At 69.2% G+C, this 11,418-nt stretch carries 12 protein-coding genes; 4 read left to right on the top strand and 8 right to left on the bottom strand.

Annotation, left to right across the window (positions count from 1 at the left end; translation table 11 throughout):
• The first annotated feature begins 39 nt into the window (after window positions 1–39).
• The gene (locus P3F85_RS05735) at window positions 40–846 is read left to right on the top strand and encodes a putative RNA methyltransferase (RefSeq protein ID WP_374010288.1); all 807 of its coding nucleotides are present in this window, start codon (window positions 40–42) and stop codon (window positions 844–846) included.
• A 422-nt stretch (window positions 847–1,268) separates the two neighbouring features.
• Here P3F85_RS05735 and P3F85_RS05730 read toward each other — a convergent pair whose 3' ends face one another.
• From P3F85_RS05730 to P3F85_RS05710, 5 genes are all read right to left on the bottom strand, one after another.
• Window positions 1,269–1,691, bottom strand: coding sequence for a cytochrome c oxidase subunit 4 (locus tag P3F85_RS05730; RefSeq protein ID WP_374010287.1), 423 nt, complete (start codon window positions 1,689–1,691; stop codon window positions 1,269–1,271).
• A gap of 2 nt (window positions 1,692–1,693) precedes the next feature.
• Window positions 1,694–3,442 (bottom strand): cytochrome c oxidase subunit I, encoded by a 1,749-nt coding sequence (gene ctaD / locus P3F85_RS05725; protein WP_374010286.1) that lies wholly within the window; start codon window positions 3,440–3,442, stop codon window positions 1,694–1,696.
• Between the two features lie 9 nt (window positions 3,443–3,451).
• Window positions 3,452–4,351 carry a cytochrome c oxidase subunit II gene (coxB, locus tag P3F85_RS05720; protein ID WP_374010285.1) on the bottom strand — a complete coding sequence of 300 codons (900 nt, stop codon included), beginning with the start codon at window positions 4,349–4,351 and terminating at the stop codon, window positions 3,452–3,454.
• 143 nt (window positions 4,352–4,494) lie between these two features.
• Window positions 4,495–4,851 carry an iron-sulfur cluster insertion protein ErpA gene (gene erpA, locus P3F85_RS05715; protein WP_374010284.1) on the bottom strand — a complete coding sequence of 119 codons (357 nt, stop codon included), beginning with the start codon at window positions 4,849–4,851 and terminating at the stop codon, window positions 4,495–4,497.
• A gap of 77 nt (window positions 4,852–4,928) precedes the next feature.
• A complete protein-coding gene (locus tag P3F85_RS05710; RefSeq protein ID WP_374010283.1) occupies window positions 4,929–6,383 on the bottom strand; it encodes a dipeptidase in 1,455 nt (484 codons plus the stop codon).
• Window positions 6,384–6,424: 41 nt separating this feature from the next.
• Between P3F85_RS05710 and P3F85_RS05705 the strand changes: the two genes are divergently transcribed.
• Together P3F85_RS05705 and P3F85_RS05700 are read left to right on the top strand one after the other, a co-directional pair.
• Entirely contained in the window at window positions 6,425–7,018 is a 594-nt protein-coding gene (locus P3F85_RS05705; protein ID WP_374010282.1) for a DUF3043 domain-containing protein, read from the top strand.
• A 1-nt stretch (window position 7,019) separates the two neighbouring features.
• Window positions 7,020–7,958, top strand: a complete 939-nt coding sequence (locus P3F85_RS05700) for an RNase H family protein (RefSeq protein ID WP_374010281.1) — start codon at window positions 7,020–7,022, stop codon at window positions 7,956–7,958.
• On the opposite strand, the gene P3F85_RS05695 is transcribed toward P3F85_RS05700, so the two are convergent.
• From P3F85_RS05695 to hisD, 3 genes are read right to left on the bottom strand one after another with little or no spacing between them, the layout of a single operon-like run.
• Window positions 7,926–8,969, bottom strand: a complete 1,044-nt coding sequence (locus tag P3F85_RS05695) for a quinone-dependent dihydroorotate dehydrogenase (RefSeq protein WP_374010280.1) — start codon at window positions 8,967–8,969, stop codon at window positions 7,926–7,928. The two genes, P3F85_RS05700 and P3F85_RS05695, sit on opposite strands and share 33 nt — an antisense overlap.
• Before the next feature lie 41 nt (window positions 8,970–9,010).
• Window positions 9,011–9,481, bottom strand: a complete 471-nt coding sequence (gene nrdR, locus P3F85_RS05690) for a transcriptional regulator NrdR (protein WP_374010279.1) — start codon at window positions 9,479–9,481, stop codon at window positions 9,011–9,013.
• Between the two features lie 16 nt (window positions 9,482–9,497).
• A complete protein-coding gene (hisD, locus tag P3F85_RS05685) occupies window positions 9,498–10,808 on the bottom strand; it encodes a histidinol dehydrogenase (RefSeq protein ID WP_374010278.1) in 1,311 nt (436 codons plus the stop codon).
• A gap of 59 nt (window positions 10,809–10,867) precedes the next feature.
• Here hisD and P3F85_RS05680 point away from each other — a divergent pair, with 59 nt between their 5' ends.
• Window positions 10,868–11,413: a flavin reductase family protein gene (locus P3F85_RS05680; protein WP_374010277.1), complete on the top strand. Its 546-nt coding sequence runs from the start codon at window positions 10,868–10,870 to the stop codon at window positions 11,411–11,413.
• Window positions 11,414–11,418: the final 5 nt, after the last annotated feature.

Genomic DNA, 11,418 nt, shown 5'->3' with positions numbered 1-11,418 from the left:
TCTCTCATCCGTCCGCTCCCCTCACGAGGCCTGCACCGCATGACCCTTGATCTCCCCCGGCTGGCCTCCTGGCTGCGCTGCCCGGTGTGCGGCGCCGAGCTCGAACCGCTCGCTCCGCTGACTCTCGCCTGCGCCAACGGTCACCGGCACGACGTCAACAAGCGCGGATACGTCTCGCTGCTCGGCGGGGGCACCAAGCACCTGGGCGACACGGCGGAGATGCTCGATGCGCGCGAACGCGTGCTCGGGTCGGGCGCCTACTCCCCCATCGCGGCCGCCGTGGCCTCTGCGATCACGGGCGAGCGGATCGTCGATGCGGGCGCCGGCACCGGATACTACCTGCGCGCTGCGCTCGCCCCATCCGACGCTTCGGGACTCGCCATGGACCTGTCGCCGAGCGCGGTGACACGGGCCGTCCGGTCGTCGGAGCGGATCGACGGGCTCGTCGCGGACACCTGGCGCCCGCTTCCGGTGCGCACCGGGGTGGCCGACGCGGTGCTCGACGTCTTCGCCCCACGCAACCTGCCCGAATTCCACCGCATCCTGCGACCGGGCGGCATGCTCGTCGTCGTCGTGCCCCGCGGCGACCACCTCGGCTCGCTGCGTGCGGGAGGCACGATGCTCGACATCCCCTCCGACAAGGCAGAGGACGTCATCACCGCCTCAGAGCCGCTGTACGCCCTGCACAGCCGCGAACCGGTCGCCTACGAGCTGACACTCACGGACGACCTCGCGGCCGCTCTCGCGGGCATGGGCCCATCGGCCCGGCACCCGGCCGCGCCGACCACGGCGTCGCCCCCGGCCACGCGCGTCTCCGTCGACGTTCTCCGCCTCACCCGCCACTGACGCCACCCCGCCGCATCCATGGGACGCAACGCGCCGCAATCGCTCGCGCACAACGGCGTGTTACGTCCCATGGATGAACGGATGCGCCCAGTCGCGAACGTCGGCCGGCGTGCGGCCGGCGGCCGCTCCTGGCGGAAGGCACCCCGTCCCACGGACGCCTACCCACGCATCCATGGGACGCAACAAGCCGCAATCGCTCGCGCATAACGGCGTGTTGCGTCCCATGGATCAGACCAACGCCTGCCGACCGCTCGCGGCACCGTCTCTGCGCCGTAACCGGACGCACACGCACAGCCCGCGCAGCTGGTTGACGCAACACGCCGTCCACCGCGGAGCGCAGACGGCGTGTTGCGTCAACCAGGCGGCCCGCACCGCGGAAAGGGCCGCCTCCCGGAGGAGACGGCCCTTACGTGACGCGCGGGTCAGCGGGCGAAGTAGCCGCGGTAGTACTCGTAGACCCAGCCGACGATGCAGACGAGGCTGAAGGCGACGCCGATGAAGCAGATCCAGATGCCGACCGCGAGGCCGAGGATCACCAGACCGGCACCGAACGCGAGGGCGAACGGCCACCAGCTCCACGGGCTGAAGTGCCCGAGCTCCGCGTCGCCGTCGTCGATGTTCGCGTCGAGGCGGTCCTCCGGCAGCTCGCCGCCCTGCGCGGCGTGCGAACGACCGACGTAGAAGGCGATGAACGCGGACAGGATCGCCGCGAGGAGCATGCCGATGGTGCCGACCCACTCCACGTTGCGGTGGAACTCGTCGAGCAGGTTCCACAGCGTGTAGACGATCGACGAGAGGACGAAGAAGACCGCGAGAATCCAGAACAGGATCGCATTGGCGCGCATGGTTACTTCACCTCGTCATTCGCGACGTCGTGCACGGGAGCATCGGGGGCGTCCTTCGCCGGGCCCACGCCGATCGGGATTCCGGCCTCGGGGTGGTTCAGGTCGAACGCGGGCGACTCCGACCGGATGCGCGGGATCGACGTGAAGTTGTGGCGCGGCGGCGGGCAGCTGGTCGCCCACTCGAGCGAACGGCCGTAGCCCCACGGGTCGTTCACGGTGACCTTGGGTGCATTGCGCGCGGTGAGGTACACGTTCACGAAGAACGGGATCATCGAGATGGCGAGGATGCCCGCGCCGATCGACGAGACCTGGTTCATCCACGTGAACCCGTCGGAGGGCAGATACGTCGCGTAGCGGCGCGGCATGCCCACGACTCCCAGCCAGTGCTGGATGAGGAACGTCGTGTGGAAGCCGATGAACAGCAGCCAGAAGTGCCACTTGCCCAGCCGGTCGTTGAGCATCTTGCCCGTCCACTTGGGCCACCAGAAGTAGAAGCCGGCGAACATCGCGAAGACGACGGTGCCGAACACCACGTAGTGGAAGTGGGCGACGACGAAGTACGTGTCGGACACGTGGAAGTCGAGCGGCGGGGACGCCAGGATCACGCCGGTCAGTCCACCGAACGTGAACGTGATGAGGAAGCCGATCGACCACAGCATCGGCGACTCGAACGTGAGCGAGCCGCGCCACATCGTTCCGATCCAGTTGAAGATCTTCACGCCGGTGGGGACCGCGATGAGCATCGTCATCAGCGAGAACCACGGCAGCAGCACCGAGCCGGTGACGTACATGTGGTGCGCCCACACCGTGACCGACAGCGCCGCGATCGAGATCGTCGCGTAGATCAGCGTCTTGTACCCGAAGATCGGCTTGCGGCTGAACACCGGGAAGATCTCCGACACGATGCCGAAGAACGGCAGCGCGATGATGTACACCTCGGGATGGCCGAAGAACCAGAACAAGTGCTGCCAGAGCAGGGCTCCGCCGTTCGCGGCGTCGTAGATGTGCGCGTCGAAGACGCGGTCGGCGGCGAGGGCGAACAGCGCGGCGGCGAGGACCGGGAAGGCCATCAGTACGAGGATCGAGGTCACCAGGGTGTTCCAGGTGAAGATCGGCATGCGGAACATGGTCATGCCCGGGGCACGCATCGTGATGATCGTCGTGATGAAGTTCACGCCACCGAGGATGGTGCCGAAGCCGGAGAGCCCGAGGCCCAGCACCCAGAGATTGCCGCCTATGCCTGGTGAGAAGGTCGTACTCGAGAGTGGCGCATACGCGAACCATCCGAACGAGGCCGCGCCCTGCGGGGTGAGGAAGCCGGCGACCGCGATCAGCGAGCCGAAGGAGTAGAACCAGTACGCCAGCGCGTTCAGTCGCGGGAAGGCGACGTCAGGCGCACCGATCTGCAGCGGCATGAGCACGTTGGCGAAGCCCGCGAAGAGCGGCGTCGCGAACATGAGCAGCATGATCGTGCCGTGCATCGTGAAGAGCTGGTTGTACTGCTCCTTGGTCTGCACCACGTTCAGGCCCGGCTCGAAGAGCTGCGCGCGGATGATGAGCGCCATCACGCCACCGACGAGGAAGTACACGAACGACGAGATCAGGTACATGTACCCGATCGTCTTGTGATCCGTCGACGTGATGTAGTTCACGAGGATGTTGCCCTTGCGCTGCACACCGTTCGCGGTGAGGAACGTAGGCGTTGGCTTGGGAGCGGTGGTGGCCCCCGGTGCCGGTGCTGTCGTCGTCATCAGTGCGTCCTACTCGTTGCCGCCCTGGGGGCCCGAAGGGGCACCCGTTCCCGGCAGGTTCTGGTTGCGGTCGTACTCGGAACCCAGCTGGCCCTCGTATCCCTGGTCCTTCAGGCGCTGGATGTGCGCGTCGTACTCCGACTGCGACACGATCTTCACGTTGAAGAGCATCGCCGAGTGGTACTCGCCGCACAGCTCGGCGCACTTGCCGACGAACGTGCCGGTGCGGCTCGTCGTCTCGAAGTAGAGGTAGTTGGTCTTGCCCGGGATGACGTCCTTCTTGTAGAGCATCGCCGGCACCCAGAAGGAGTGGATCACGTCGCGCGAGTCGAGCTGCACGGTGATCTTCTTGTTCTCGGGCAGGTACAGGACCGGGACCTTGCCCTCCTGGACCGAGCCCGGAGTGGCGCTGTTGTCATCCGGCTGGACCTGGATTCCCGGGTCGTAGACGTTCTCGTTGACGTAGTTGAAGTCCCACGCCCACTGCTTCGCGTAGACCTGGATCTTGACGTCGGGGTCGGCATACGGCTTCTCGATCGCGGCCTGGTCACGCGCGGTGAAGGCGAAGAATCCGAGCACGAGGATGAGCGGCACGATCGTGTAGAAGATCTCGATCGGCATGTTGTAGCGCAGCTGCACCGGCAGGCCGGTCTGGCCCTTGCGGCGGCGGTACACGATGACCGCCCAGAGGATCAGTCCCCACACGACGATGCCGACGATGAGGAGGACGATCCAGCTGGTCACCCACAGCCCGCTGATGCGCTCGGTGTGGTTCGTGACGGGCGGCTCGCCCTCGACGAAGCCCGGGAGGAATCCGTGCAGCTGGGCCTGAGTGCAGCCCGCGAGCGCCACGACGAGCGTCGCGGCGATCGGGATGGCAGCCCATCGGAGACGGCGATTGTGACGCACCGGTGACCTTTCGAGTGACTACTGGGACAGTTCACATGCAACTGTATGTGGCTCTGTCTACCCTACTCCGACTGACACCCTGATCCGAACAAAAGAGCCGCCCCACGAGGGGGCGGCTCCAGTGAATTCCTGTGCTATACGGGTCAGTGGAAGGAGTCTCCACACGCGCACGAACCAGTCGCGTTCGGGTTGTCGATCGTGAAGCCCTGCTTCTGGATCGTGTCCTCGAAGTCGATGCTGGCACCGTCGAGATACGGCACGCTCATCTTGTCGACGATGACCTCCACCCCGTCGAAGTCGACGGTCGCGTCTCCGTCGAGCATGCGCTCGTCGAAGTACAGCTGGTAGATCAGGCCCGAGCATCCACCGGGCTGGACGGCGACGCGCAGACGCAGGTCGTCGCGGCCCTCCTGCTCGAGCAGGCTCCTGACCTTCGACGCCGCGGTGTCGGTCAGGCCGACGCCGTGGGCCTTGGTCGCGGTCAGCGTTGAGTCGGTCATGGGTCTCCTTACGAAGGATGGTTCGGACTTCGAATCGAAATCTGGATCGATTGTACGTCTCTCACACGAGAATTCGCTCAGTCCGCGCTGCGGCCGTTCAGTCGCGCCAGCAACAGGGCCTCGGTGAGGATCGCGCGCTTGAACACGCCGAGGTGCAGCGACTCGTTCGGGCTGTGGGCGCGGGTGTCGGGATCTTCGACACCTGTGACCAGGATCTGCGCCTGCGGGAAGTCGCGCACGAGGTCGGCGATGAAGGGGATCGACCCTCCGATGCCGGTCTCGACGGCCTCGTTGCCCCAGGCGTCGGTCATCGCCCGCTTGGCCTCGCTCGCCGCCCATCCGGCGGTGTCGACGAGGAACGGGTCGCCGAGGTCGACGTCGTCGATCTCGATGTGCGCGCCGAAGGGCGCGTGCGCGCGGAGGTGCCCCTCGAGGGCCGCGTAGGCCTCCTTCGCCGGCTGACCGGGCGCCACGCGCGAGCTGATGCGCACGGCGACGCTCGGCAGGAGGGTGTTGGACGCGTTCGCCACTGTCGGTGCGTCGATGCCGGTGACCGTGATGGTCGGCTGCGACCACATCCTGGACAGGATGGGCCCCGTGCCCACGCTGGTCACGCCGTCGAGGAAGGCGGCGTCCTCGGCCAGCTGCTCCTCGGTGAAGGCGGGCGGCTCGGCCGCATCGGTGTAGGAGGTCAGGCCCTCGACGGCCACGGATCCGTTGTCGTCGTGCAGGGTCGCGAGCAGCTTGACCAGCGCGAGCATCGCGTCCGGGGCCGCGCCGCCGTACATGCCCGAGTGCGAGGCGTGCTCGAGCGTCGAGACGGTCAGCCGGAACGTCACGTTGCCGCGCAGCGACACGGTGAGCGCGGGGGTGTTCACGTCGACGTTGTCGGAGTCGGCGACGATGATCACGTCCGCTGCCAGCGCCTCCTGGTTCTGCTCGAGGAAGTTGGCGAAGGAGCGGGAGCCGAACTCCTCCTCCCCCTCGATGAACACGGCGAGCCCGACCTCGAGGTCGTCGCCGAAGGTCTCACGCAGTGCGCGCACGCTCGCGACGTGCGTCATGACGCCGGCCTTGTCGTCGGCCGCCCCCCGGCCGTAGAGCCGGTCGCCGCGCACGGTCGGCTCGAACGGCGGAGTGTCCCAGTTCGCCTCGTCGCCCTCGGGCTGCACGTCGTGGTGCGCGTAGAGGAGAACGGTCGGGCGACCGTTGCGGGCGGCGCGCGTCGCCAGCACGGCCGGCTGGCCGAGCGTGTCGCCGTCGCCGATCGGCGCCTGCTTGATCTCCATCGACTCGAAGACGCCCGTCTCCGTCAGCAGGGCGGCGACCGCCTCGGCGCTGCGACGGACGTTCGCCGGCTCGAAAGCGGACCACGACACCGAGGGGATGCGCACCAGCTGGGAGAGCTCGGCGACCGCCGACGGCAGCCCGGCCTCGACCGCTGCGCGGACCTTCTGTTCCGCTGCGCCGTCGGCGGTGGCGTCCGCTCCGGAGGAGGTCAGGGGAACAGGGGTCTGCTGGCTGTCTGTCATACGGGTAATCTTAAACGGACCCCACGATCGAAGGCACGAAGTTGGCAAAGCGACAGAACCCGGCCGAGGCGGAGACGCCCGCGACGGAGACCCCGGAAGAGACGGCTGCCCGTCTGAAGCAGGGCAAGGGCGCTCCCACGCCTACGCGCCGCGAGCAGGAGGCGGCGCGCAAGCGTCCCCTGGTGCCGACCGACCGCAAGGAGGCGGCCCGCGACGCACGAGCCAAGCAGGCCGAGGCGCGCGAGAAGGCCCGTCTCGGAATGGCCGCTGGCGATGACCGCTATCTGACCGCGCGCGACCGCGGTCCCCAGCGCCGTTACGTCCGCGACTACGTGGATGCGCGCTTCTCGATCGGCGAGTTCCTCATCCCGGTGATGCTGATCGTCATCATCCTCACGTTCCTCCCCTGGCCCGCGATGCAGGTGTACGGCCTGTTCGCGCTGTGGGGCTTCTTCCTCATCGCCGTGATCGACTGCGTGGTGCTCGGGTTCCTCATCCAGCGCCGCATCGGTGCCAAGTTCGGCACGACGAAGGTGGAGCGCGGCCTGCGCTGGTACGGCGCCATGCGCGCCCTGCAGCTGCGGATCATGCGCCTCCCGAAGCCGCAGGTCAAGCGCGGCCAGTTCCCGAGCTGACGTGACGATCGTCGCGGCGGCGGACGGCTCCGCCCTCGGTAACCCCGGCCCGGCCGGCTGGGCCTGGTACGTGGATGACGAGCACTGGTCGGCAGGCGGCTGGCCGCGCGGCACCAACAACCAGGGCGAGCTGATGGCCGTCATCGACCTCCTGGAGGCCACGGGGCACCTGGACGACGACCTCCACATCTTCTGCGACAGCCAGTACGTGATCAACGCGGTGACGAAGTGGATGGCGGGCTGGAAGCGCAAAGGCTGGCGCAAGGCCGACGGCGCGCCCGTCCTCAACCGCGAGCTGCTGGAGCGGCTGGATCGCGCGCTGCAGGGCCGCCGCTACCGCTTCGAGTGGGTGAAGGGCCACGCCGGCCACGACCTCAACGAGGCCGCCGACTCCCGCGCCCGCGCGGCCGCGACCGCATACCAGAACGGCGACGCGATCCCGATCGGCCCGGGGTGGCCCGGCCGTGCCACGGCCGCCGTCGCCGAGCCTGTGGCCGCCGAGCCTGCGGCCGCCGAGCCTGCGGCCGCTGCGGTCGCTCCGCCGCCCACCGACTCCCCGCTCGAGTTCGACCTCTTCGACGCGCTCTCCGCCGAGGAGACGGACGAGGAGGTCGTGGCCCGCCTCGAGCGCGAACTCCTCGAGCCGTCCATCCGCTCCGACGCCTCCCGCCTTGCCGAGCTGCTGCATCCGTCGTTCGAGGAGATCGGACGTTCCGGACGACTGTGGGGCCGCGACGCCCTCGTGTCCGAACTCGCCGTGGAGGACGACGCTCCGGCGGCCGGCATCGAAGTGCTCGGCGTGGACCGGGTCGCCGGTGACGCGCTGCTGCTCACCGCGAGGACGATGGATGCGCGCGGCGCGACGCTCCGCAGCTCGCTCTGGGTGCGCAGCTCGGGACGCTGGCGCCTACGCTTCCACCAGGGCACGCCGGAGTCGTAGCAGCCCGCGGTTGATCTGCCGTGCCCACAGCGGGCCGCGGTAGAGGAACGCGGTGTAGCCCTGCACGAGCGTGGCCCCCGCATCCAGCCGCTCCTGCACGTCTTCGGCAGTGTCGACGCCGCCCACCGAGACGACGCACAGCTCCGGCGGAACGACCGCACGGATGAGACGCAGCACCTCCAGCGAGCGGGCGGCGAGGGGCGCTCCGCTCAGACCCCCTGCCCCCGCGGCCTCGACGACCGCCGGGTCCGTCGACAGCCCGCTCCGCGAGATCGTGGTGTTCGTCGCGATGATTCCGGCCAGTCCGAGCTCGACCGCGAGCCGGGCGATCCGTTCGACCTGTTCGTCGGTCAGATCGGGCGCGATCTTCACCAGCAGCGGGGTGGCCCCCGCCACCTCCTTCACGGCGGTCAGCAGCGGCGACAGGAGTTCGAGCTCCTGCAGACCGCGCAGACCGGGCGTGTTCGGCGAGCTGACATTGACGACGAGGTAGTCGGCGACGGGGGCGAGAGCCCGCGCGCTCGTCAGGTAGTCGGCCGTCGCGTCCTCGACGGCGACGACGCGCGACTTGCCGATGTTGAGCCCGAGGACCGGACGCGCTCCGGCACGGCGGACGCGCAGCAGTCGGTTCGCCGCGGCACCGGCACCGTGGTTGTTGAAGCCCATCCGGTTGATGACGGCGCGGTCCGGGATGAGACGGAACAGCCGCGGCTTGTCGTTGCCCGGCTGCGGCAGGGCCGTGATCGTGCCGACCTCGACATGACCGAATCCGAGAGCGCCGAGGCCGAGCACCGCCTCGCCGTCCTTGTCGAAGCCGGCCGCGACGCCGAACGGCGAGTCGAAGCGCAGCCCGAGGGCATCCACTGCGAGCGACGGATCGGGTGCGGTGAACCGGCGGACGAGGCGGCCGAGACCGAAGGTCGGGAGGGCCCGGATCACCACGAAAGCGAGGTGATGGGCGCGCTCGGGATCGAGGCGGGACAGGACGAGGTCGAACAGTGCGCGATACATGCCGGTACGAGAATACCGCGCGCGGCGGAGGTGCGGTCCGACTACGCGGTCTCGACCGGCTCCGGGTGGTGCGCGAGGCGCAGCGAGCGGATGGCCGACTCGAAGTCGTCGAGCGAGTCGAAGGCCTGATACACGCTCGCGAAGCGCAGGTACGCCACCTCGTCGAGCTCGCGAAGCTCCGGGAGGATGGCCAGACCGATGTCGTTGGCCTCGATCTGCGACGCGCCCGTCGACCGGATCGTCTCCTCGACCTTGCCCGCGAGCACGGCGAGGTCGGAATCGGTGACCGGTCGGCCCTGGCACGCCTTGCGGACGCCGAGGACGATCTTCTCGCGACTGAACGGCTCCGCCACTCCACTGCGCTTGATCACGCTGAGGCTCGCGGTCTCGGTCGTCGAGAAGCGGCGCCCGCACTCCGGGCACTGCCGGCGGCGCCGGATGGAGAGCCCGTCGTCACTGGTCCGGGAGTCGATGACGCGGGAGTCCGGGTGGCGGCAGAAGGGGCAGAACATGGCCTGATTCTATCGCTCAGCGGGTGCGGAACCGCTGGGTGACCGCTTCTCCGTGGGCCGGGAGGTCCTCCGCGGTCGAGAGCGCCACGATCCGGTCGGCCACCTCGCTCAGAGCGTCCCTGTCGTAGCGGATCACCTGCTGCGGACGCAGGAACGAGTACGCCCCGAGTCCGGGCGAGAAGCGGGCCTGGCCGCCGGTGGGGAGCACGTGGTTCGAGCCCGCCAGATAGTCCCCCAGGCTCACCGGGGAGGTCGGCCCGAGGAAGATCGCGCCGGCATTGTGGATGGACGCGAGCAGCGCATCCGGATCGGCCGTCTGCAGCTCGAGGTGCTCGGGGCCGTAGGCGTCGCTGAACGCGGCGGCCGCGGCCAGATCGTCGACCAGGACGACGGCGGACTGCGGGCCGCCCAGCGCGGTGCGCACGCGTTCGGCGTGCTTCGTCGCGTCCGCCAGCCGTTCGAGCTCTGCGACGACCCGGTCGGCGAAGTCCGGGCTGTCGGTGACCAGCAGGGACGCTGCGGCCTCGTCGTGCTCCGCCTGGCTGATCAGGTCGGCGGCGACGTACCCCGCGTCGGCGGAGTCGTCGGCGATGACGAGGATCTCGGTGGTCCCCGCCTCCGAGTCGATGCCCGTCTGGCCGCGGACGACGCGCTTGGCAGCGGCGACGTAGATGTTGCCCGGTCCGGTGATGACCTGCACCGGGTCGAGGCCGAGCTCCTCGACGCCGTACGCGAGCGCGCCGATCGCGCCGGCGCCTCCCATCGCGTACACCTCGTCGATGCCGAGCAGACCCGCGGCGCCGAGGATGACCGGGTGGACCGCTCCCCCGAACTCGCGCTGCGGCGGACTCACCAGGGCGACGGAGGCGACGCCCGCGACCTGGGCGGGCACCGCGTTCATGACCACGCTCGACGGGTACACGGCCTTGCCGCCCGGAACGTAGAGCCCGGCACGCTCGACCGGCTCCCACCGCTGCACGATGCTCGCGCCCGGGCGGAGCACGGTCTCGGCGGCGGGTGGGACCTGCGCGGCGGTCGCTTCGCGCACGCGCGCGATCGCCTCCTCCAGCGCCTCGCGCACGTCGGCGGACAGTGCGGCCACGGCGGCGTCGATCTCGGTCTGCGGCACCCGCAGCGACACGGGAGCGCCGCCGTCGAACCGCTCGGCCTGCTCGCGGAGGGCGGCGACGCCGCGCTCACGCACGTCGGCGATGAGGTCGGAAGCGACCGACATGGCGACCTGCACGTCGACGACAGGACGGGGAACGAGTCGCTGGAATGCGGCGCGAGTAGGCTGGATGCCGCGGAGGTCGATGGTCTGGATCATGGCCTGATCAGCCTACCGGCCCGGAATCTTCCAGCCCGACTGGAGCTTGTAACCACAGTATGAACAGCGCATCCCCCGAGCCCGCCTCGCCCGACCCCACCGACGGCCTCGTCGCCGGCGTGACGCCCGACCTCGCGGCCTTCCGCCAGACCTTCCGCCGGCATGCGGCCGGTGTCGCGGTGATCACCGCTCAGCACGCGGACGGGACGCCGGTCGGCTTCACCGCCACCTCGCTGGCGTCGCTGGCGGCGGTGCCGCCGCTGGCCACCTTCAACATGGCGCTGTCGGCCTCCAGCTGGCCTGCGATCGCCGAGACCGACCGGGTCGTCATCCACACGCTCGGCGTGCGCAACCGTGACGTCGCCCAGATCCTCTCGGGCGACAACCAGCAGCGCTTCCTCGGCGACCACTGGTACCGCGGCCCGCACGGGCTCCCCGTGATCAAGGACACCACGGCGTGGATGGTGGGCCGCATCCTGGAGCGGGTGCAGGTGCACAACAGCGCGGTCGTCATCGTCCAGATCGAGCAGGGCGAGCTCGGGGAGGACGACGCCCCGCTCGTCTACCACGAGCGCACGTACTGGCGCCCCGGCACCGCCGTCTGACGCGC

It is taken from the genome of Leifsonia sp. T36S-04, assembly GCF_042465655.1.
Taxonomy (GTDB): Bacteria; Actinomycetota; Actinomycetes; order Actinomycetales; family Microbacteriaceae; genus Leifsonia.
This window is presented reverse-complemented; position numbering and strand designations above follow the sequence as displayed.

What these genes read in the sequence shown, in the direction of transcription:
- P3F85_RS05735 (WP_374010288.1), top strand. Translation starts at nt 40, where the DNA reads ATGACCCTTGATCTCCCCCGGCTGGCCTCCTGGCTGCGCTGCCCGGTG.
- P3F85_RS05730 (WP_374010287.1), bottom strand. Translation starts at nt 1,691, where the DNA reads ATGCGCGCCAATGCGATCCTGTTCTGGATTCTCGCGGTCTTCTTCGTC.
- ctaD (WP_374010286.1), bottom strand. Translation starts at nt 3,442, where the DNA reads ATGACGACGACAGCACCGGCACCGGGGGCCACCACCGCTCCCAAGCCA.
- erpA (WP_374010284.1), bottom strand. Translation starts at nt 4,851, where the DNA reads ATGACCGACTCAACGCTGACCGCGACCAAGGCCCACGGCGTCGGCCTG.
- P3F85_RS05710 (WP_374010283.1), bottom strand. Translation starts at nt 6,383, where the DNA reads ATGACAGACAGCCAGCAGACCCCTGTTCCCCTGACCTCCTCCGGAGCG.
- P3F85_RS05695 (WP_374010280.1), bottom strand. Translation starts at nt 8,969, where the DNA reads ATGTATCGCGCACTGTTCGACCTCGTCCTGTCCCGCCTCGATCCCGAG.
- nrdR (WP_374010279.1), bottom strand. Translation starts at nt 9,481, where the DNA reads ATGTTCTGCCCCTTCTGCCGCCACCCGGACTCCCGCGTCATCGACTCC.
- hisD (WP_374010278.1), bottom strand. Translation starts at nt 10,808, where the DNA reads ATGATCCAGACCATCGACCTCCGCGGCATCCAGCCTACTCGCGCCGCA.
- P3F85_RS05680 (WP_374010277.1), top strand. Translation starts at nt 10,868, where the DNA reads ATGAACAGCGCATCCCCCGAGCCCGCCTCGCCCGACCCCACCGACGGC.